The sequence below is a fragment of the Pedobacter immunditicola genome, assembly GCF_037482985.1.
In the GTDB taxonomy this organism is placed as follows: domain Bacteria; phylum Bacteroidota; class Bacteroidia; order Sphingobacteriales; family Sphingobacteriaceae; genus Pedobacter; species Pedobacter immunditicola.
Genome location: NZ_JBBHKC010000004.1, coordinates 240,906 through 262,767, shown reverse-complemented (window position 1 = coordinate 262,767; position 21,862 = coordinate 240,906). Strand labels below are relative to the sequence as shown.

Below are 21,862 nucleotides of genomic sequence, written 5' to 3'. Positions count from 1 at the left end.
CAAGATCAAATAAGCCAATGTAAATGAAATGAAGATCAGGTTGGTTGGAAATTTTAGAATATGTTTTTCTGCAAGCGGCGGTTCTCAAAATACTGCTCATAAAGCATGTTTTTCCTAAACAGCAGCATTAATCCATCGCCGCTTCCGTATGCTAATGAATACGCTCGGGATTTCGAGTTCGCATCTAACCTGGCTAAATAAAAATCTGGAAGCAAAATCATACGCCTTTTCACAGCCTTCATTTCTTCTCTCAAGTTGGAGATGAGTTGTCCTGAGCGGATTTGGTACACGGTATCTAACCTCATTTTAAATTTAAGCGTCTTTAAATCATATGGACCGTTCACAAACTGCTCGCCAGTTCGACATTCCACACGGAAAAAATCCCTTGATTTTGTGATCCTGATATCTAGCTTCGAGACAGAGCCCATGTGTCCGTTAAAGAGGTCAAGCTTAATGCGATCAGTTTCGGCGGCTCTCTGCAGCTCATTTACGAGTTGATTACATAGTGAATCTAGCTGTCCGTTTCGATCCTGACTGAAAGCGGCAGTTGCTAAGGAAATCATTATTAAAAGAGCACCTATTTTCATTGGATTTAGTTTGTGATTTAAAGGTGGTAAAGCTATCCTCCCAAAAGCTAAGGTTTTAATTCTTTATTTAATAATTTTATCAGAATTTTGAAGGTGTAAATTCTCCTTGAGGTCAATTTGTCTCATCAAAAAAGGCCGTTCATTTTTCAATGATACGGCCTTTATAAGTCAATCAGGATGTTTCCTGTTACATTTTTCCTTGCGGCATTTTTGGCATATTTCGCATCATCTTAGCGGCAGCAGCCGGGTTAGAGAACTGTTTCATCACCTTACGCATATCTTCAAACTGTTTGATCAGTTTGGTTACATCTTCTACTTTATTACCTGATCCATTAGCGATGCGTAAACGCCTGCTCGGATTGATACTGTCTGGATTCTCTTTTTCGTACTTAGTCATCGATTGAATGATGGATTCAACACCTTTAAAGGCATCATCCTCAATCTCTACGTTCTTCATCATTTTACTTACACCAGGTATCATGCCCATCAGGTCTTTCATGTTACCCATTTTTTTGATCTGCTGGATCTGGTTGTAAAAATCGTTGAAATCAAATTTGTTCTTCCGGATTTTCTTCTGTAGTTCAGCAGCTTCTTTTTCGTCGAATTGCTCTTGCGCACGCTCAACAAGGGAAACCACGTCACCCATCCCTAAAATACGGGATGCCATACGCTCAGGATAGAAAACATCCAATGCTTCCATTTTTTCACCCGTACCTATAAATTTAATAGGCTTGTTAACTACAGATTTAATGGAAAGGGCAGCACCACCGCGGGTATCACCATCAAGTTTGGTTAAAACAACCCCGGTAAAATCTAACCTGTCGTTAAATGCCTTAGCCGTATTCACCGCATCCTGACCAGTCATGGCATCAACCACAAACAGAATCTCATGTGGCTTCGTACTGCTTTTAACAGCAGCAATCTCATTCATCATTTGCTCATCGATGGCCAGACGACCCGCGGTATCAATAATGATGACGTTGTTATTTTGCGCTTTACCTGCCGCAATACCTTCCAATGCAATGGCAACCGGATCTTTGGATTCCTTATTGGCATAAACAGGGACGCCAATCTGCTCACCAAGGATTTGCAGCTGGTCAATAGCTGCCGGACGATAAACGTCGCCCGCTACCAGTAAAGGTTTTTTTCCTTTGCTTTTTAGAAAATTAGCAAGTTTACCGGAAAAGGTAGTTTTACCAGCTCCGTTTAATCCTGCAATTAATATAATTGTTGGGTTATTTTTTAAATCTAGTTCGGTCACTTCACCACCCATCAGGGCTGTAAGCTCATCGTTCATCACTTTCGTCAGCAACTGACCTGGTGAAACCGCCGTCAATACATTTAAGCCTAATGCTTTTTCTTTAACATCATCCGTAAAAGATTTGGCTGTTTTGTAATTTACGTCAGCATCCAAAAGCGCTTTGCGGATTTCCTTCATGGTCTCAGCCACGTTAATCTCCGAAATGCTTCCTTGTCCTTTTAAGACTTTAAACGCACGGTCCAGTTTATCCTGTAAATTCTCAAACATTTTATTAGTGCTTAGTGTTCAGTTTTTTGTAAGTAGGCAAAGTTATTAATTTTGCTTGAATCAGAAGTGATATTATACTAATCTTTTATCTCGGAAATACAAAAGTGAGTCCGAGTGCTAATGTTTGACTTCCCTGTATCTTACTATCAGAATTCCGGTCATATAAACCAACACCTGTAATAGAGGTATTCATGAAGCGGTTTACTTTTGCAGTAAGTGCCACATCCAGCCTGTGGTTGGTATAACCAAAATTATCATAGGGTATAAAAGCCATGTATTTTGATTTCAGGTTGATGTTCTTAAAGATATCCTTATCATAATTCATAACGATCTGGAAAGCGAGGTCATTTCTAACGGTATAACCGGGTGCTACTCCATAGTCTTTAACACTTCTTACACTTTCGTCAAGTACAAAGGTCTGTCTTGCAGTTCCTGTACCAATCCTGGTAGAAAAATATTGATTAGGCTTGTATTCAAAACCGATAGATTCTGTTAAATATCCCGGAGACATGAATTTAGAGACGTGTAGCAATCTTTCTTCTACGCCATCGACCATTCTGTAGGTATATCCATCATCAAACTGCGACTCAAAGTTGAGGGAAGCGAAGAAGTACCAGTTTTTAGATAATTGCATGGCCGCTTTATGATCCCAGTAAATCCTGTCGACCGTTTTCTTTTCCAGCTGACCCCTGCTTTTCACTTTTCCATAGTTTAAGATGGCTTCTTGGGCATAGCTGAAATTCTCTTTCCTATACTCAGTTTTATAATTGATCAAACCTGCCAGAGCCATGGAGTTTACCCCGCCATTTTTCCAGTTATCACTGAAGGCAGCCTGGTTTAGGTTAATCCCCACAGAAGTCCTGGTGTTCCAGTAATTAATTTTTGCATCTACGACCTTGGGCGCAAGGCTAAGTGGTTGGAATTCTAAATTACCCGTTCTTGCCGGCAGGGGGCTGCGTTTCAGTTTAATATGAAGATCTTTCGTATTAATCGGGACCGTGTCAATTTCCTGTGCAAATACGTTGCTGGTGAAAATTGAAATAAACAGTAATGTGCTGATATAAAAACCTTTCATTATTACAAAGAAAACAAAAATGTTCCTTTTTGAAGACCTAAAAGTAAACTAATTGAAATTTGGGTATATATCTCTAACTATTTTAAGGGGTTAATTCTTCAATTACAGGTTGTTTCAAGGGCTTTAAGCGCAAAGCGGCGGGGTTTCGTTTATAGGCTTTATAGTTGTTCTTTAGGAAAACCACAAAAGCATAATCTGAGGCAGATAACACAAATTCATAAGTCGGCCGGTATTGCTGCATAAAATCACTCAGTTCAAAGTCACTGATCCCTAATATACGTCCAACAAATTCTGGGCGGAACCGGAAATCAATGATCTGTTCCTTGTAATCTCTTTCCAGGATCCCCTGTAAGCGCCTGGCATTGGCTCCCTTGCGACTCAAGAGGTTGTATATGGCATCTATGCCTAAACCTACGCCACCACCACCTAGGTTCAAGAGGTCCTTCGAGCTGCCCCTGTCGGTGGCATATTTATATTCTTTAAGCGTTTTCTCGTATTTTTCCTGAGGCGTAGGCATGCTCCCTACAATTTTTACTTCTTTTAACCTGATAAAAAGCGGGTTTAGCTGGAAGAGGACCGAGTTCTGGCCTTTATAGACGATGGTGTCTATGGCATATCCTTGTAAGGCAGCAAAAAGCGTATCGCCTGGGATGGCTTTGAAGGTGAATTCTCCTTTGCTGTTGTTGTACAAAGCATCATCATTACGGGAGTTGTAGATATAAACTTTTGCCAGGCGTTGCCGGGTGTTTTTATCCATCACAAAACCCTGAAAAGTTTTTTGCTGAGCAAATGCAGTGCAGGAGAAAATAATAAAAAGTATATAGAGTCCTGTAAATTTCATTCCTTATGCAAAACTACAACAACTGAAGCTGCAATGCTTTATATTAACATTATTTAACGACCTGTAACTGCTGGCCGATTTTAATGCCCTCATTAAAAAGGCTGTTTAATGATTTAAGCTCATCCACCGTAATATTGTAACGTTTTGAGATATTGTATAATGTATCACCCTGTACAACAGTATGGTGCTTTCCTGTGGTGCTTGTATTTGCTGAAGCGGCGGGAGTCGCTGGTGTCACTGGTGTCGCAGGACTAGCTCCGGCTTCTGGTGCGGTTACTTTCCTCGTGGCAGGAACATCCACAGGTTTAAACTTTTCGTTTTCCTTCGGTATATTCTCGTTAATTTCTGAAAAGATACGGTCTTCCCTCAGGATTTTTTCCCTCTCGGTTTCCGGACTGTCGTATTGATATAATTTGTGTCTGTTAATCAGGTTGATCAGCAAATCCGGATATTTAGGATTGGTCGCATAGCCAGCTTTTTTTAAGCCGTAGGCCCAGTTTCTGTAATCATTCCGGTCGAGCTCAAACAGAAAGCTATAGCGTTTTCTTTTTAAAAACTCAGAATGGTCTTTATAGGATTCGCGTGCGTCTTTATAGACCCTGAAACAGTCATTTCTACTATCATCATCTTTATAGTAACCCTTTCCTTTCCACTCAGATGTGCATTTGATACCAAAATGATTATTAGCATACCTTGCCAGGCTGCTGTTTCCATTGCCTGACTCAAGGATTCCCTGCGCCAGGATGATGCTAGCGGGAATACCAGATGCGTTCATTTGACTGATAGCGGCCGCCTTAAAGGTGTCAATATAGCTTTGGGTGGTATAGGTATTGTAATTTGGATTGGCTTTCGTTGCCTGTTTCTCAATCTGCCGGTTATTCTTGCTGTATTTTTGTGATTTACAGGATGCTAGTAAAATGATGAGTATAGGAAACAGTAGCTTGTATTTCATTTTTTATTTCAACTTTGAAACAGGCAGTACGGCCTGCAGGTATTGCACGGGTTTTTTATCGTATTTAAACAGTTCGTATTTTTCAATCAAGGCGATGACTTTTGTTGACCACAACTGGCTTTGGGCATAGCCGCCACGTTGTATGCCTTTAGCCCAGCCAATATAGTTATCTGCGCCGTATTTATCAAAAAGGCGGCTGAATGCACTTCTATTCTGGAGTACTTCGATAAAATGATCATAGGAATCCTCCACGGTGCCATAGCCTTTATAAGCTGATTTGATTTTTTTACTGTAGTTTTTACCTTTTACGCCGAAGTGGTTGTTGAGATTTTTGGCGATTTTGCTCGTGCCGGCGGCAGATTCGTGAATGGCGACTGCAAGAATGATACTGGCCGGGATCTGGTTTTCTCTCATGAGTTCCTGCGCATAAGCTACATTGTTATTGATGTATTGTAGCGTGGTTTGTGCTTGGGATGCAGCGGCTGTAAACAACAGGCTGATCCAGATAAACATTAGCTTTTTAATCATATTACTTTTTTCTTATGATGAATAATCCGTCGCGTACTGGTAATATCAATTTCTCTACCCGAACGTCGTTTGCTATCTTGTCATTAAATGTAACAATATTTTTAGTGTCTTTATCTTGTTGGTTATTAAGGACTTTTCCACTCCATAGCACGTTATCCACAATTATAAGTCCTCCAGGCCTCACCCGGTCGAAGATCAAGTCGTAATAAGTACCGTTGTTTTTCTTGTCCGCATCGATGAAAACAAGGTCAAAAACCTCATTTAGCGTATTTATGGTCGTGGTGGCATCACCCAGTATATAACTGATCTGCTGGTCGTAGCCTGATTGTGCAAAACTTTTTCTGACCATGTCTTCCAGTTCCGTGTTGATGTCCAAAGTGTATAACATTCCGTCATTGCTTAAGCCTTCGGCAAGGCATAAGGTGGCATAGCCTGTAAACGTGCCTATTTCAAGAATTCTTTTGGGACTGATCAGTTTACTGAGCATGCTGAGTACCCGGCCCTGGTAATGGCCGGACAACATCCTGGGCATAAGCACTTTCAGGTTAGTTTCCCTGTCAATATGCTGCAACAGCTCACTTTCTGGCTCACAATACCTTAGTAATAAATGCTGCAGGTCTTCATTAATCATGCTCATATGGTTGTAATTAACGCTGTTCCTGCATGAAATATTGTAGGATGATTGTTGCGGCAATGGTATCTACCCGATCTTTGTCCCTCCGGTCCTGCTTTTTCAGGCCGCTTTTCATGATGGTTTCGTGGGCTAATTTGGAGGTAAACCGCTCATCTACCCAGAATTGGGGGATCTCAGGGAAGTTCTTTTTCAGCGTTGTTGAAAATCCTTTTACATGTTGTGCGGAAGCTGATGGTGAGCCATCCATTTGCATGGGATTCCCGATTACAAAAGCTTCCACCTGTTCAGTGAGGAGGTATTTCTTTAAAAATTCCAGTATTTCTTTAGGGTGTATGGTATCAAGACCTGTGGCAATAATTTGCAATGGGTCTGTAACCGCTACACCGATACGCTTGGTACCATAATCAAATGCGATAATACGTGCCATTTTACAAATATGGCGAAACCATATCAAAAAATTAGTATTTTGCACCGGATGCAATTTAAAGAGATCATCGGACAAGAGGCTATAAAGCGGCAATTGATACAAACAGTTGCTGATAACCGAGTGAGTCATGCCCAGCTGTTTCTTTCCAGTTCTGGCAGTGGTGCCTTGCCCTTAGCCATTGCCTATGCGCAGTACATAAATTGCCTTGACAAATCTCCTGTAGATAGTTGCGGTGTTTGTTCTTCCTGTCGTAAATATGCCCGTTATATCCATCCTGACCTGCATTTCTCCTATCCTTTTTTTGCTTCGAAAGATATTAAAACTGCTGTAGATGTATTGGAAGAGTGGCGTAGTATGCTGCTCCACGATCCTTATTTTGATTTGGATATCTGGCGTTCCCAGCTTCAGGCTGAAAACAAGCAGGCCAATATTAACATCGCTGAGTGTCATGATATCATTAAAAAGTTAAGTTATAAAGCTTTTGAGGGGGAGACCAAAGTGCTGATCTTATGGCTGCCTGAATTTTTAGATAAAGAAGGCAATGCTTTATTGAAAATTATTGAGGAACCGCCTAAAAACACCTTATTCCTGTTGGTTGCGAATAACCAGGAGCAGATCTTGTCGACTTTATTGTCCCGTACCCAAATTGTTAAAATACCCAAGCTTTCTGATGCGACAGTGGAGCAATACCTGGTGGAACATCATGGATTATCGGAACAACAGGCTATCGAATACAGTTTTCTGGCAGACGGAAATCTGATCGATGCAAAACTTTTAGTGGAGCAAAGCCACAACGATCATGCAGAAAAGTTTGCGGAATGGTTAAGGATGGGTTATAGCAACAAAGGACTGGATTTAATTGCCTTTGTAGACCAGGCGGCCAGCTGGGGAAGAGAGAATCAGAAAAACTTTTTAAAATATGGTATCAGTTTTCTGAGAGACTGCAGTTTACTATTGAGTGAGGCCGGCGCACTGGTGAAATTGCCGCCGAGGGCATTGGAAACGGCAAAAAAGCTAAGCACCCATGTGCTTAATTTAAATATGGCCGGTGCTATTATCAGTGAATTGGAGACTGCTCATTACCACATTGAAAGGAATGCCAATCCAAAAATTCTGTTTTTAGATGTATCTTTACAATTGGTTAAAATAATCAAATTTAAAACGTTCCCGCAAGGGACTCAATATATATAGTTAATTATGGGATGTGGAAGTTGTTCAACAGGAGGCGGTTGCGCCCCTGCTGGCTGTAAAAGTAATGGCAATTGCCTTACCGGTGGCTGCCAGAAATTAGAAGTTTACGATTGGCTGTCGAATTTAGACATGCCCTCAAATTATATACCTTTTCAAGTTGTAGAAGTAAAGTTTAAAGGAGCAAGAAAGGAGTTTTTCCTGAATAATGATAACATTTACCTTGAGATCGGAGAGCTTGTGGCTGTTGAAGGCCCAACAGGTGGCTATGATATTGGCCATGTTTCATTGACCGGCGAATTAGTCAGGACACAAATGAAACGCCGAAAAACGGCAATGGACCAGGTTACCAGGAAAATTTACCGTAAAGCTTCAGAAGCTGATGTGGAGAAATGGAAATTGGCCAAGGATATGGAATGGGAAACCATGCACAAAGCACGCAAGCTGGCTTTGGACCTGCGTTTATCTATGAAAATCTCCGATGTTGATTACCAGGGAGATAAAACCAAGGCGACTTTTTATTATACAGCTGAAGGCCGTGTAGATTTCAGGGAACTGATTAAAAAGATGGCTGAAACTTTTAGAATAAGGATTGAGATGCGCCAGATTGGTATGCGTCAGGAAGCCGGAAGATTAGGCGGAATTGGGTCATGCGGACGGGAATTATGCTGCTCTACCTGGTTAACCAATTTTAAAACCGTTTCTACCGCTGCTGCCAGGTACCAGAATTTATCGCTGAATACCTTAAAACTTGCCGGTCAGTGCGGTAAATTAAAATGTTGTTTAAACTACGAGCTTGATACTTACCTGGATGCTTTAAAAGATATTCCAGACCGTATAGAGAGTTTGCAAACGGAAGTCGGAATTGCCCGTCACCAGAAAACGGATATCTTCAAGAAGTTAATGTGGTTTAGCTATGCGAATCAGGAAGACTGGATTCCTTTGAAGGTTGACCGTGTGAAGGAAATTATGGCCATGAACAAACGTGGACAAAAGCCTGATAACCTGAAAGAAGAAGCCGTTTTATTAGAGGCAACTGCTGTTGTAGAAAAAGTGCATGATTATGAAAACGTGGTAGGGCAAGATAGTTTGACCCGTTTGGATGATAAAAAGAATAAACCAAGCCGCAACAAAAACCCAAATCAGCGCAACAATCAAAATGCTGGCAGAACTGAAAGAGGGCCACGCCCTCAGCAAGCCCGGAAAGTTGCCGACGGCAGTAAAAAGCCTGATCAGGTAAAAAGTAGTGCAGAGCCTGCAAGAAGAGCGCCACAGCCGAAAAAAGCTGTTGATGAAACTAAAAAAGTAGTCGAGGCACAACCCGGACAAGCTGTTGTAAGTAAAAACAAAAGCAGGAATAACCGCAGAAGAAATAACAGGAATGCTGATAAAAACGCAGATAAATCCTCAGATAAACCTACGGATAAACCAGGAAATGAATAAAGTAAAGTGCCTGGTTGTTGCTGTCACTATTATAAGCTTTAGTTTATTAAGTGGATGCATCAAGAATAATAACGTCGCTGATGTCAATGTTTCGATGCCAAAACATCGCTGGAGTTATATTGATAAGGTTACTGCCCAGGTAGATATAAAAGATCATACGAAAACGTATGATCTTTTCTTTAAATTAAGACATACGGCAAAGTACCGCTATTCAAACATCTATATATTATTTCACTTCAAGGCTCCTGGCGAAAAGGAGGTAACGCGCAGGTATGAATATAAGCTGGCGCAATTAGATGGTCACTGGTTAGGTGCTGGTTCAGGTGATCTGTTCTCCTCAACTTTCCCCTTACTTCGCAATTACAAGTTCCCTGCAGCAGGGAAGTATACGCTTGTGGTCGAGCAAGCCATGCGGGATAATCCCTTACATCACATCAGTGATGCCGGAATAATGGTAAGCACCCATGAAGATCCCGGCAATTAAGGCCCTGTTACAATAAGGGCATCAACTGCTCCAAAGCCATTCCCCTTGAGCCTTTCAACAGGATCAGCGAATCTTTTATCGGATTTTGTGTTAAATAGGCAGCCGCCTCCGCTGGCGTATGAAAGAATAGACCCTCATACTGGTCTTTAAAGGCGTAGAAGTGCTTTCCAATAAAAATTAGCGCTGTTAAACCTGCTTTTTCAGCCATTTTTGCAATCAATTCATGCTGTTCCGGGGTTTCTTTTCCAAGCTCAAACATATCACCCAAAATTGCTGCTTTATGCGTCGCCGTCAAGCCTGATATATTAGTTAATGCTGCAGCCATACTGCTGGGATTCGCATTGTAAAAATCACAGATCAAGGTGTTTTCGGCAGTTTTAGTGAGCTGAGAGCGGTTGTTGTTCGGGAAGTAATTGGCCAGGCCATGATTAATTTCTACTGGGTTCAGGCCAAAGAAGTTGCCTACAGAAATTGCAGCTAATATATTCTCGAAATTATAAGCACCGGTCAGGTTAGCTTTTGCAGGATAAGTTTCGCCAGCATGAGTCCAGGTAAATTCAATATAAGGATCCGTTTTCATCAGCTTGCCGGATATCTTATTGTGGCTGTCTGTACCATAATAAACCACCTTGTTTAAGGAAGCAGCGGCACTCATTTCCATTAGGTATGGATTATCGCGGTAAATAAACACGGTGCCCTCGTTTTGCTTCAAATAGGCGTAAAGCTCTGCCTTTCCTTTTTTAACACCTTCAAAACCCCCGAAACCATCCAGATGTGCCATCCCGATATTGGTAATCAAGCCGTGGGTAGGCTGGGCAATGCTGCACAGGAACTCAATTTCATGCTGGTGATTGGCACCCATCTCAATAACGGCAATTTCGGTTTCTGCGTTGATCGATAAAATGGAAAGCGGCACACCAATATGGTTATTCAGATTGCCTTTTGTGGCAAAAGTCTTCAGTTTCTCGGAAAGGACGGCTTTCAGCAGTTCTTTAGTGGTTGTTTTTCCGTTACTGCCTGTTAGGCCAATAACAGGAATATTTAACTGTCGACGGTGATAACGGGCAAGTTCCTGGAGCGCCTGGAGGACATCCGGCACTAAAATACAGCGCTCATTTAACTGAAAAGCTGCATCATCAATCACCACATAAGCTGCACCGAGCTGCAGGGCCTGTGCAGCAAAAGTATTGGCATTAAAATGTTCACCCTTCAATGCAAAAAAGATACAGCCTTCACTGATGTTCCTGGTGTCGGTTGAAAGGCTAGGGTATTTTAAATAAAGCTGGTAAAGATTCTGTATGTCTGACATCCGGGATAGATAAAGCGAGTTTGTAGCTTGTTGTATTTGTAGAGGTAAAATTACATTATGCTTCACAAACAAAAAATAAACTTTAGTAAATTGGCTGTATATTTATATATATGAAGTCATTTTTACTCTCGCTGCTTTTTATTTCAGGTGTTTTAGGTGCAAAAGCACAAACTCAAACACCTGATCAGTACTTAGGTTACCCTTTAGGCAGTCGTTTTACGGTTCATCAGAAAGTAGTGGACTATTTTAAGTATGTAGCAGCTCAACATCCCAATATAAAACTTCTGAACTACGGAAAAAGCTATGAAGGAAGGGAATTATTTGTGGCAGTTATCTCTTCTGAGGCCAATATGAACAATCTGGAGTCCATCAGACTGAATAATGTAGCCATGAGCAAGGCTTCTAAGCATATTGATGTCAAGAAACAGCCTGCCCTATTGTGGCTGAGCTATAACGTGCATGGAAATGAGGCCAGTTCCACGGAAACGGCCATGAAAATGATTTATACTTTGTCGCAGGGTACAGCGGCCAACATAAAGCAATGGCTAAATAATACAGTGGTAATCATTGATCCCTGTTTAAACCCCGATGGGAGGGACCGTTTTGTGAGCCACTTCAATTCGGTGGTAGGGAGTGTCCCTGACGCAAATCCTTATGCACGTGAGCACCAGGAGCCATGGCCAAGAGGGCGTTCAAACCATTATTACTTTGATTTAAACCGCGACTGGGCCTGGCAAACACAGCTAGAAACACAAAGCCGCATGGCGCTTTACCAGCAGTGGATGCCGGAAGTGCATGTGGATTTTCATGAACAAGGATATAATGAACCCTATTATTTTGCTCCTGCAGCAGAGCCTGTACATGAGCATGTCAATTCCTGGCAACGGGAGTTCCAGGTGCTGATCGGGAAGAACAATGCGAAATACTTTGATCAGCAAGGCTGGCAATATTTCACTAAAGAACGCTTTGACTTGTTATACCCCTCTTACGGCGATACCTATCCATTATACAACGGCGCTATTGGGATGACTTATGAACAGGGTGGCATTGGTGCCGGCCTGGCAGTAGTTACTGCAGACGGCGATACGCTGACGCTGAAAGACCGTATCGACCATCATTTTACCAGCGGCATGGCAACCATTGAAACTGTTTCCACACATGCAGAAAGGCTGGTGCAAGAGTTCAAGAACTTCTTTGTGCAGTCGGCTGTTGACCCTGCAGGTGCGTATAAAAGTTATGTAGTAAAGGCAAATCATTTACCGAGGCTTAAAAAATTAGCCGAATTGTTAACCAAAAATCATATTGAATTCACTTATGGTGGCGACCGTTCCCTGAATGGCTTTGATTTTGAAACAAGGAAGAAAAAGTCATTTAAAATAGAAAGGAATGACCTGGTCATCAATCTGCAGCAGCCAAGGTCACTGCTGGCGGGCGTATTGTTTGAGCCGCAAACAATGGTTAGCGACTCCAATACTTATGATATTACAGCCTGGGCCTTGCCTTATGCTTATGGTTTAGAAGCCTATGCTTTAAAAGAAAGCGTGACTGGTAAGTTCAAAAGCCTGGAAGAAGTTCAACCGGTTTCCGTCCAAACAGAAAATCCTTATGCCTGGGTTTTTCCATGGAACGGCCTTGATGATGCCAAGGTGTTAATTGCCTTGCAAAAAGCAAAGTTAAAAGTACGGGTGGCAGAAGAAGGCTTCAGCAGTGGAGGCAAATCCTATCCTGCTGGTACCCTATTAGTTTACAGAAGGGAGAATGAGCAACAGGCAGGCACACTCAAAGCCAGGATGCAGGCTATCGCTATAAGTGCAGAGATCAGTTTAAACACCATTGGCTCGGGTTATGTAGATAAAGGAAAAGATTTTGGATCTTCGGTATATACGATTTTAAAAACGCCTAAAGTTGCTGTGGTTTCCGGCACAGAAACCTCCTCGCAGTCAGTCGGTGAGATCTGGAATTTCTTTGAACAGGAATTACACTTCCCGGTTACCATGATTAATGTACAAAGTCTTGCAAGGCTAAATTCAGAAGATATCAATGTGCTGGTGATACCTGACGGAAATTATCCTAAAAACATGGGCGAGCAATTGACTACATGGGTACAAAACGGTGGTAAATTGATTTTAATGGAAGATGCCATTAATGCTTTTGCAGGCACTAAACCATATGAAATAAAGGCCAGGGAATTTTTAAAACAGGAGCAGCCAAATACACGTTCCTATGCTGAAAAAGGCAGGGATGATTTAAATGATGCCATACCGGGAGCGATTTATAAAGTGAATCTTGATCAAACTCATCCGCTTACCTTAGGATTAAACCCCTACTATACCTTAGTAACCGCAGAAAAAATCTATGAACCATTGGTAGAAGGCTGGAATGTAGGCATGCTCAAGCAAGGGGCCTACGTGACGGGCATCGCTGGTAAAAACGTACAGAAAAAAATTGAGACAGGACTTTTATTCGGCGTGCAGCCCATTGGTAAAGGTAATGTGGTTTACTTAGGCTCCAATGTGTTGTTCCGCCTTTTTTGGGAAAGTGGTAAACAAATGTTTACTAATGCCATATTTATGGTCAACTAAGCTATCATCTTTAAATCCATTCCTTCCATAACCTAATACCGTGTTTACACAATTTATCTGTTGTAAATACGGTGTTTTTATTTGCTTAAAGTCCCCGAAGTCATCTTTCCCTTACTAAATTTAGGAAACCACCTAAATATTTATATACATCTCTTAATTAATTAGTTACGGTTTATTTATTTTAATAAATTGTAAGTTTTTTCAATAAAATATGCTTGTTTTAAATTCTTTGTATTGGTAAATTAGTGTAAGATTTTACCTAATTTTTAAAACCATGAAAAGACTACTACTTTGTTTGTTCGTATTCATGCTTTTTTCAATTTGTGCAGTCGCACAGCAACGAACAATTACCGGAACGGTAACTGGCAGAGAAGATGGGTTACCCATTCCGGGGGCTACAATTAGAATCCGCGGTGCACAAGGCGGAACGCAAGCTGATGGTGAAGGAAAATACACCCTTTCAGTCCCGCCGGAAGCAACAGCACTCAACTTCTCATCCATCGGCTATATCACGGAGACAGTTAACATAGGTACCAGTAATGTCATCAATGCAAGTTTAGTGAGTGATGCTAAAACGCTTGGTGAGGTGGTAGTCACTGCCCAGGCCATCCGAAGGGAAAAAAGGACCCTTGGTTACTCTGCACCTACCGTTAGTAACGAAGAATTAACCCAGGGACAAAATGCCAGTGCGATCAATTCCCTTACCGGACGGGTAGCTGGTGTTAACATCACCACCACATCAAATACACCGGGAGCCTCCTCCAGGATTGTTTTGCGTGGCGGTTCTTCCATTTCTGGTAATAACCAGGCCCTGATGGTGATCGATGGTGTGCCTATAGACAACTCTAGTGTTATTGGCGGTGAAAACGAGTTAGGTAGTGTCGACTTTGGTAACAGGGGAAACGATATCAACCCGGACGATATTGCTTCGGTAACGGTCTTGAAAGGACCTGCTGCTGCTGCCCTTTATGGCTCCCGTGCCTCAAACGGTGCCTTGATCATTACCACCAAAACCGGTAAAAAAGGAGCGGACAAAACGGAGATTACATTTAGCACAGCTACGGCTGCTTCCTCGATCTTAAAACTGCCCGATTTTCAAAACGAATACGGGCAAGGCTATTACGATGTGATCTCTGATGATGGTACCGAGGCCACCTATTTCAATGACCCGAAGGAAAACTGGAGTTGGGGTGCGCCTTTTACCGGAGAAATGCAGGAATGGGGGCAACAGATAGATGGTGTACGTTTGATGAAACCTTATGCTGCAATTGAAGATAATATACAAAATTTTTTCAAAACAGGATATTCCACGGACAATAACTTAAGTTTTTCTGGCGGTGGCGAAAAAACCAGTTTTTACCTGGGTTTAAATGCCTTAAATTCCAATGGCATTTACCCTGGGGATAAAGATGTGTTCGACCGTTATAATGTTCGTTTTAATGGCAATGCTGAATTCAGCAACAAGTTCAATGCCGGTATTTCCTTTAATTACTCCAAAATCAGCAGCAACCAGGTAGCCGGTGGACAGATAAATAGCTCAGTTTACGACAACGTGCTGCAAACCCCAAGGGACATTCCTCTTGAAGATTTGAAGGACCTTAACAATAAATATTATGGATATGGAATTGTTACCGCTGACGGGGTAAGGCATGATGATCTATATGGCTATTATGGTGCATATGCCATAAATCCTTATTATGTACTTCAAAATTACGATAATTTCGATGATTTAAACAGGCTTACCGGGAACTTTAATATCGGATACAAACCTTTTGAATGGTTAAATATTACCGAGCGTTTAGGTGTGGATACCTATTCGGACCGAAGAAGGTTGTTAGCGCCGAAATACAATTTTTTTCCTGCTGACGAGGCTGGTAATTATTCTGAGGATAACGTTCAAAACAGCAATGGTTCTTATGAAATTGATCAATACAATATCAATGAAGTTGTTCATGATTTAATGGTTACAGGTAGCCATAAATTTAATGACGATTTTGAAGGCTCCTTGATGATTGGTAATAATATCCGTATACGAAATACCAATACTGTCCTTACCTCTACAAATACAGCTGGTGGTTTGGTGGTGCCGGGTTATTACAACCTGGCGAATAGTAACGGTCCGGTGGCAGTATTAACTGATAACTGGACCAGAAGAAGGCTATTTGGTTTATATGCAGATTTAAACTTGTCCTACAAAAATATGCTTTTCTTGCAGGTAACCGGCAGGAATGACTGGTCTTCTACATTACCTGAAGAGAACCAATCGTTCTTTTATCCAAGTGTGAGCGGTTCATTCTTATTTACTGAACTTTTGAAAGAAAGTCCTATCACTAAGTTTCTTGATTATGGAAAGATCAGGGCCAGTTATGCGCAGGTGGGTAATGATACAGACCCTTACCAGCTTTTTACCACCTTTGCCAGGGGCGAGATCCTGACTGGCCGTGGTAGTACCACCTTCCCTTTTGGAAATGTTGCTGCATTGATGGCCAATACAACTATTGGAAACGAACGACTTAAGCCAGAAAAAACAAGTTCATTTGAGGTTGGTACAGAATTGGGTTTCTTTGACAACAGGCTGGCAGTAGATTTTAGCTATTATGCCAACAGTTCAAAAGACCAGATTTTAAGTATTCCAATTGCCAATTCAACAGGTTATGGCTTTAGTGTAGTCAACGCTGGTGAGATTCAAAACAAAGGAGTGGAATTAAGTCTGAGGGGAACCCCGATCAGAACAGGCAATGGTTTATCGGTTGAACTTTTTGCTACCTATACCAAAAATAAAAGTGAGGTCGTTGAATTGTTGCCAGGTGTAGACCAGGTTGTTTTAGGTGGTTTTTCGGGAATGGCGATTGTAGCAGCCGTAGGAAAATCATATGGCGAGTTTTATGGAGTTGACGATGCTAAAGATGCACAGGGAAGAACCATCGTAGATCCGGGAACCGGGTTGCCGCTGCCTACCGAATCAGCACAATACCTGGGAAGTTATAATCCTAAGTACCAGGCTTCTGCGGGCGCAAATATAAAATATAAAAACCTTTCCATGAATGTACTCTTTGATACTAAACATGGTGGCGTATTTTATTCCAGAACCAGAAATTTAATGGCCTTTGTCGGTACTTCTGAAGAAACCGGCGGAGACAGGATTGGTGTAATTTTCCCAAATTCAGTTTATTTAGATGAAAATGGAAACAGTGTGGTCAATACGGATGTGCTTTACAATAAGCAGGATTACTACCCAGACCTTAATCCTGGTCACGACATCGTTGATGCTACTTATGTTAAATTACGTACCCTTTCTCTTTCCTACACCTTCAATAAACAACAGCTCTCAAAAACACCTTTTGGCCAGCTGACCATTGGTCTTTACGGCAACAATTTATTCATCTGGACACCAGGTGAGAATAAATATGCTGATCCGGAGGTTAACTCTGCCGGAGCCGGAAATGTGCAGGGCTTCGATTATACAGCCCAGCCTTCAGTTAGAAACTATGGACTTAATGTAAGAGTATCATTTTAACGCAGCTACCCATGAAAGCACAATATCAAAAAATAGCTAAAAAACTATTTGTTCTGCTTATGATCGGCACAGTCGGACTTGCTGGATGTAAGAAGTTTTTAGATGTGAACGAAAACCCAAATAATCCAGATACTGCAAGTCCTACTTTATTATTGCCCACTGTGCAAGCAGCAGTAGGACAGCTGGTTGGTAATCAGTTCCAGCTGTATGGAAATATATGGGCGCAATACTGGACTCAGAATCCAACTTCATCTCAATACAGGGCATATGAACAATATAACGTAACGAATACAAATTTCGATTGGCCCTGGTTGATCCTTTACCGTAATGCCTTGCAAAATGCACAGCTGATTATCAATAGTAATACGCCAAACAATGAGCATTTGAAAGGGATGGCCTATATCATGAAAGCCTATACCTATCAGCTGGCCACTGATGGATTTGGTGATGTTCCGTTAACCGAGGCTTTGAAGGGGAATGAAGCTGGAAATCCACATTATGACCCTCAGCAACTGGTTTACGACAGTATTTACAACTATATCGACCTTGGCCTGGCCGCCTTCGATGCCACAAATGCCACCTCACCTGGAGAACAGGACCTCCTTTTCGGTGGTGATATAGAGCTGTGGCGCGCGTTTGCCAACACTTTAAAACTAAGGGCCTATTTAAGGTTGTCGCAGGTAGATCCGGCTAAAGCACAGGCAGGAATAGCAGCGTTATATGCCACAAATCCGGTGTTTTTAACCCAGGATGCCAGTATTGCTTATACCACTACCGGTGGAAACGATAATCCTTTGTATAATGAAATGGTTGCGCTCAACAGAACACAAAATATAGTAGCAAGTGGTACCGCAGTGCAGCAATTTAACAGAAATAATGACCCAAGGCTTTTTGAATTTTATGAGCCGAATATATCCGTTGAGACCGGCGCTCCCGAAGACACCATTGCTTATATCCCTCAGGGAACCTACAGGGCTAATACATTAAAACGTGTATCACCACCTTCTGCACTGGTTGGCGGCAGGGCTACAGACCCGCTTTCGGCGACGGCACCTGTAAAGCTTATTTCTGCTGCAGAAAGCTACTTCTTGCAGGCTGAGGCTGTAAACAGGGGCTGGGCAACTGCTGGCGATGTAACCAGTTTGTTTAACCAGGGTATTACAGCAAGTTTTGCTGCCACAGGCATACCGGGAGAGGCAGCGGCATATATTGCTTCTGCTCCGGATGCCCAGTTAACAGGAACTCCGGCAGAGCAGCTCAGGTTGATCATCACGCAAAAATATTATGCCATGTGTGGTTTCCAGGGCTTTGAAGCATGGACAGAATGGCGAAGGACCGGTTACCCTAATTTTTTGGTTGTGTCTGCTGCTTCTATTATAGGGGAAGGAAGGCTGCCCTTACGCTTTTTGTATCCAAGTTCTGAGGTAAACACTAATTTAAATTTTCCTGGTTCTGTACCAGTTTATGAGCCAGTATGGTGGGATAAATAAGGAAACTATATAATTTTCTTGAATCATGAAAAAGCATATACAAACTTTGTTCGTATTTATGCTCCTTGCGCTATCAGGGATAGCGCAACAACGGACAATTACCGGGAAAGTCGTCGGAGATGACGGTACACCACTTCCCGGTGTAACCATAAGAATTAAAGGTGCTCCCGGGGGTGCTGTAACAACTAATGAAGGAACATATACCGTTAGTGCGCCCGAGGGAACAACCGCTTTAGAGTTTAGTTATATCGGCTTTGTGCCCCAGACTGTTCCTCTTGGCACACAAAGTGTCATTAATGTAACCCTTGTTTCTGATACCAAAAGCTTATCTGAAGTTGTGGTAACAGCCTTGGGTATCAGAAGGGAATCTAAGGCGCTGGGCTATGCGGCACAAAGTGTGCAGGGTGAAGACCTTACCAAGGCAGCTCAGACCGATGTTTTGAAATCTCTCTCCGGTAAGATCGCTGGTGTACAGATTACCTCTTCATCAGGTACACCTGGTGCATCAAGTTATATTCAGTTAAGGGGTTCCAACACCTTAACCGGCGATAATCAGCCGCTGTTCGTTGTAGATGGCAGCCCCATCAATAATGCCCAGAATTTCTCGGGAGACCCTTCAGATGACGAGAATACCTTGCTGTTTGGGGCAACAAACACCAATAGGGGTGCGGATATCGACCCGAATGAGATTGAAAGCATCACTATATTGAAAGGGCCAGCAGCAGCAGCAGTTTATGGGATTGAAGCCGCAAATGGAGCCGTTTTAATCACCACTAAAAAAGGTGTGGCCGGAAAAATGCAGGTGGAATTTAACACTGGTGTATCTTTTGACGAGATCAACCGCATGCCTAAACTTCAATACCAATGGATAAAAGGACAAGGTGGTCAAATTGCACCATTCACTTCCACCAACAGGTATTCATGGGGTGCAAAGATTGATACCTTATCATGGGATGGCGTGCCTAACGAATACGACCGCAATGGTAACATTGTAAGCAGTAATAGTCCGCTTGCCAGAATTCCATTTGTGCCTTACGACAATTTAAACAACTTCTTTAGAACCGGAAGTACCTTTACCAATTCCGTGTCCCTGTCTGGTGGTAATGAAACGGCAACCTACCGGGCTTCCATCAGTAATTCTTACTCCAATTCCATCGTTCCGGTGCAAGATTTTCAGCGAACTTCGGTAACCTTCGCCGGTCAGCTGAAACTCTCTGAAAGGTTAAAAATTGGAACCACGCTGAATTATATCACCAGCGATGGCAATATGCCACAACAAGGCAGTAATACATCAGGAATCATGCTTGGCTTAACGCGGACGCCGATATCGTTTGATAACTCCAACGGTACAGATGATGCAGAAGATCCGGCAGCCTTTTTATTGTCTAATGGGTTGCAGCGGTCTTATCGGAACGGTATCTATGATAACCCTTACTGGACCATTAACAAGAACCCTTATACTACTTATTTAGATAGGTTACTCGGCAATCTGCAGGTAGATTATAATATGGGCAATGGATTTACGGCCCTTTACAGGTTTGGATTGGACACCTACGCAGATAACCGGCATCAATATTTCGAGCTGCAATCCGGTGCCTATCCGGGTGGCAGGATCTTCGATGACCGCTACACTTACCGAAGTTTAAACTCTGATTTGATACTTGGTTACAGAAAAGATTTCTCCGAGCAATTACAGCTTGATATAAAAGTAGGTAATAACTTTTATGGCAGGAAACAAGATCAATTATACACCCAGGGGGATGGTTTAGTGGCTCCCGGCTTCGATAATATCTATAATGCAAATTCTATAAAGTCGGCTAATTTCATCGAGCCTTATCGGAAAATCGGGTTGTATTACCTCATCAATTTATCCTACAAGGATATGCTGTTTCTGGAGACCACTGGCCGTAACGACTGGACATCCACCCTTCCAAAAGGTAAAAATTCATTCTTTTATCCTTCAGCAAGTTTAAGCTTTGTGTTTTCTGAGCTGGATGGGATGAAGGGAGGAGAAGTGTTGACTTTTGGTAAACTGCGGGCTTCATTTGCACAAGTGGGTAAAGATCCGGGACCATTTTTAACACAAACTTATTTTGTTCCACTGACCTATCCAGATGGCTATACTTCCGGTATTTCATTTCCAAGCAATGGCGTTTCAAGTTATGGCTTAAATGAAACCTTAGGTAATCCAAACCTAAAGCCCGAAAAAACAACAGCATGGGAAGTTGGTGCGCAATTGCAATTCTTTCAAAACCGCTTAGGCCTTGATGTTACGGCCTATACCAGCAAGGGAAATGACCTCATTTTGGATGTGCCTATTTCAGGCTCCAGTGGCTATCAGTTCATTACTTTAAATTCAGGTTCTGTGAGGAACAGAGGTGTGGAAGTACAGCTTACAGGAGTACCCATTAAAGCAAGAGATTTCGAATGGGCAACTTTTCTAAACTTCAGTTTAAACAGAAGTAAAGTGCTGGCGCTTGCTCCCGGCGTGAACCAGATCACACTCAATGGATTTACCGGAACCACGATATCCCAGTTGCCAGGCGAGCCTGCAGGTTCAATATATGGCTATGGCTACACCAGGGATGATAATGGAAATATTATTATTGACGACCGCGATAATGTGGGCTATCCAATTAGTAATACCAATGTGCAGAAGAAAATCGGGGATCCTAACCCGAAGTTCCTGATGGGTTTTGGAAATACATTTACCTATAAAAATGTCTCTTTGTATGCTTTGGTAGACTGGAAGTTCAAAGGGGATATCTGGAATGGCACAAGAGGTTCTCTGGCTGCTATTGGTACCTCAGACCTTACCAATAACAGGGGTACACAAACTGTATTTCCAGGTGTTCTTGGCCATTTGAATGAAAATGGAGACCTGGTGCATTTTGATGCTGGCGGCGCAGAAGTGCCCGGTGGCGGAGCGGTTAATGCCACTAGTGTTCCGTTAGATGAAAGCTGGTATCTGGGTGATGGTGGCGGTTTTGGTAACCTGGTGGAATCCTTTATTGAAGAAGGATCTTACATAAAATTAAGGGAAGTCACCCTGTCATATGATTTCAAGACGCTTTTTTCGAAAATGAGAAACCCATTTGTGAAGGGCTTATCGGCCGGCCTGTATGCAAGAAACATTATCATCTGGTCACCTTATCATGGTATTGACCCTGAAACAAGTTTAACCGGTGCAACCAGTGCCCAGGGAATTGATTATTTCAATAACCCCGGAACAGCAAGCTACGGCCTGAATTTAAGATTTAAATTTTAGCTTCATCAC

Annotated in this window: 16 protein-coding genes; 7 read left to right on the top strand and 9 right to left on the bottom strand. The window is 42.2% G+C overall.

The window, feature by feature from the left end; genetic code table 11:
• Positions 1-53 precede the first annotated feature (53 nt).
• The 8 genes from WG905_RS08500 to ruvX form a co-directional block, all read right to left on the bottom strand.
• Positions 54-587, bottom strand: a complete 534-nt coding sequence (locus WG905_RS08500) for a hypothetical protein (RefSeq protein ID WP_339591289.1) — start codon at positions 585-587, stop codon at positions 54-56.
• Between the two features lie 187 nt (positions 588-774).
• Positions 775-2,115, bottom strand: coding sequence for a signal recognition particle protein (gene ffh / locus WG905_RS08495; protein WP_339591288.1), 1,341 nt, complete (start codon positions 2,113-2,115; stop codon positions 775-777).
• A gap of 85 nt (positions 2,116-2,200) precedes the next feature.
• Complete coding sequence (locus WG905_RS08490; protein ID WP_339591287.1) at positions 2,201-3,190, bottom strand: DUF3078 domain-containing protein; 990 nt, start codon at positions 3,188-3,190, stop codon at positions 2,201-2,203.
• Between the two features lie 82 nt (positions 3,191-3,272).
• The gene (locus WG905_RS08485; protein WP_339591286.1) at positions 3,273-4,031 is read right to left on the bottom strand and encodes a hypothetical protein; all 759 of its coding nucleotides are present in this window, start codon (positions 4,029-4,031) and stop codon (positions 3,273-3,275) included.
• Between the two features lie 49 nt (positions 4,032-4,080).
• The gene (locus WG905_RS08480; protein ID WP_339591285.1) at positions 4,081-4,983 is read right to left on the bottom strand and encodes a glucosaminidase domain-containing protein; all 903 of its coding nucleotides are present in this window, start codon (positions 4,981-4,983) and stop codon (positions 4,081-4,083) included.
• A 3-nt stretch (positions 4,984-4,986) separates the two neighbouring features.
• A complete protein-coding gene (locus WG905_RS08475) occupies positions 4,987-5,511 on the bottom strand; it encodes a glucosaminidase domain-containing protein (protein WP_339591284.1) in 525 nt (174 codons plus the stop codon).
• A gap of 1 nt (position 5,512) precedes the next feature.
• Positions 5,513-6,148, bottom strand: coding sequence for an O-methyltransferase (locus WG905_RS08470; protein WP_339591283.1), 636 nt, complete (start codon positions 6,146-6,148; stop codon positions 5,513-5,515).
• Between the two features lie 10 nt (positions 6,149-6,158).
• The gene (gene ruvX, locus WG905_RS08465; RefSeq protein ID WP_339591282.1) at positions 6,159-6,572 is read right to left on the bottom strand and encodes a Holliday junction resolvase RuvX; all 414 of its coding nucleotides are present in this window, start codon (positions 6,570-6,572) and stop codon (positions 6,159-6,161) included.
• Positions 6,573-6,620: 48 nt separating this feature from the next.
• Between ruvX and WG905_RS08460 the strand changes: the two genes are divergently transcribed.
• The 3 genes from WG905_RS08460 to WG905_RS08450 are packed head-to-tail and all read left to right on the top strand — an operon-like array spanning position 6,621 to position 9,687.
• The gene (locus WG905_RS08460; protein ID WP_339591467.1) at positions 6,621-7,763 is read left to right on the top strand and encodes a DNA polymerase III subunit; all 1,143 of its coding nucleotides are present in this window, start codon (positions 6,621-6,623) and stop codon (positions 7,761-7,763) included.
• Between the two features lie 6 nt (positions 7,764-7,769).
• Complete coding sequence (locus WG905_RS08455) at positions 7,770-9,203, top strand: PSP1 domain-containing protein (RefSeq protein ID WP_339591281.1); 1,434 nt, start codon at positions 7,770-7,772, stop codon at positions 9,201-9,203.
• Positions 9,196-9,687: a gliding motility lipoprotein GldH gene (locus WG905_RS08450; RefSeq protein ID WP_339591280.1), complete on the top strand. Its 492-nt coding sequence runs from the start codon at positions 9,196-9,198 to the stop codon at positions 9,685-9,687. The genes WG905_RS08455 and WG905_RS08450 overlap by 8 nt, the downstream gene beginning before the upstream one ends.
• A 7-nt stretch (positions 9,688-9,694) precedes the next feature.
• On the opposite strand, the gene WG905_RS08445 is transcribed toward WG905_RS08450, so the two are convergent.
• A complete protein-coding gene (locus tag WG905_RS08445) occupies positions 9,695-10,996 on the bottom strand; it encodes a UDP-N-acetylmuramoyl-tripeptide--D-alanyl-D-alanine ligase (protein ID WP_339591279.1) in 1,302 nt (433 codons plus the stop codon).
• Between the two features lie 110 nt (positions 10,997-11,106).
• Between WG905_RS08445 and WG905_RS08440 the strand changes: the two genes are divergently transcribed.
• From WG905_RS08440 to WG905_RS08425, 4 genes are all read left to right on the top strand, one after another.
• Positions 11,107-13,578, top strand: a complete 2,472-nt coding sequence (locus tag WG905_RS08440) for a M14 family metallopeptidase (protein WP_339591278.1) — start codon at positions 11,107-11,109, stop codon at positions 13,576-13,578.
• Between the two features lie 274 nt (positions 13,579-13,852).
• A complete protein-coding gene (locus WG905_RS08435) occupies positions 13,853-17,095 on the top strand; it encodes a SusC/RagA family TonB-linked outer membrane protein (RefSeq protein WP_339591277.1) in 3,243 nt (1,080 codons plus the stop codon).
• An 11-nt stretch (positions 17,096-17,106) separates the two neighbouring features.
• A complete protein-coding gene (locus WG905_RS08430) occupies positions 17,107-18,585 on the top strand; it encodes a SusD/RagB family nutrient-binding outer membrane lipoprotein (RefSeq protein WP_339591276.1) in 1,479 nt (492 codons plus the stop codon).
• A 25-nt stretch (positions 18,586-18,610) separates the two neighbouring features.
• The gene (locus WG905_RS08425) at positions 18,611-21,853 is read left to right on the top strand and encodes a SusC/RagA family TonB-linked outer membrane protein (RefSeq protein ID WP_339591275.1); all 3,243 of its coding nucleotides are present in this window, start codon (positions 18,611-18,613) and stop codon (positions 21,851-21,853) included.
• Positions 21,854-21,862: the final 9 nt, after the last annotated feature.

Coding starts and splice junctions, on each gene's coding strand:
- WG905_RS08500 (WP_339591289.1), bottom strand. CDS start 587: ATGAAAATAGGTGCTCTTTTAATAATGATTTCCTTAGCAACTGCCGCT.
- ffh (WP_339591288.1), bottom strand. CDS start 2,115: ATGTTTGAGAATTTACAGGATAAACTGGACCGTGCGTTTAAAGTCTTA.
- WG905_RS08490 (WP_339591287.1), bottom strand. CDS start 3,190: ATGAAAGGTTTTTATATCAGCACATTACTGTTTATTTCAATTTTCACC.
- WG905_RS08485 (WP_339591286.1), bottom strand. CDS start 4,031: ATGAAATTTACAGGACTCTATATACTTTTTATTATTTTCTCCTGCACT.
- WG905_RS08480 (WP_339591285.1), bottom strand. CDS start 4,983: ATGAAATACAAGCTACTGTTTCCTATACTCATCATTTTACTAGCATCC.
- WG905_RS08475 (WP_339591284.1), bottom strand. CDS start 5,511: ATGATTAAAAAGCTAATGTTTATCTGGATCAGCCTGTTGTTTACAGCC.
- WG905_RS08470 (WP_339591283.1), bottom strand. CDS start 6,148: ATGAGCATGATTAATGAAGACCTGCAGCATTTATTACTAAGGTATTGT.
- ruvX (WP_339591282.1), bottom strand. CDS start 6,572: ATGGCACGTATTATCGCATTTGATTATGGTACCAAGCGTATCGGTGTA.
- WG905_RS08460 (WP_339591467.1), top strand. CDS start 6,621: ATGCAATTTAAAGAGATCATCGGACAAGAGGCTATAAAGCGGCAATTG.
- WG905_RS08455 (WP_339591281.1), top strand. CDS start 7,770: ATGGGATGTGGAAGTTGTTCAACAGGAGGCGGTTGCGCCCCTGCTGGC.
- WG905_RS08450 (WP_339591280.1), top strand. CDS start 9,196: ATGAATAAAGTAAAGTGCCTGGTTGTTGCTGTCACTATTATAAGCTTT.
- WG905_RS08445 (WP_339591279.1), bottom strand. CDS start 10,996: ATGTCAGACATACAGAATCTTTACCAGCTTTATTTAAAATACCCTAGC.
- WG905_RS08440 (WP_339591278.1), top strand. CDS start 11,107: ATGAAGTCATTTTTACTCTCGCTGCTTTTTATTTCAGGTGTTTTAGGT.
- WG905_RS08435 (WP_339591277.1), top strand. CDS start 13,853: ATGAAAAGACTACTACTTTGTTTGTTCGTATTCATGCTTTTTTCAATT.
- WG905_RS08430 (WP_339591276.1), top strand. CDS start 17,107: ATGAAAGCACAATATCAAAAAATAGCTAAAAAACTATTTGTTCTGCTT.
- WG905_RS08425 (WP_339591275.1), top strand. CDS start 18,611: ATGAAAAAGCATATACAAACTTTGTTCGTATTTATGCTCCTTGCGCTA.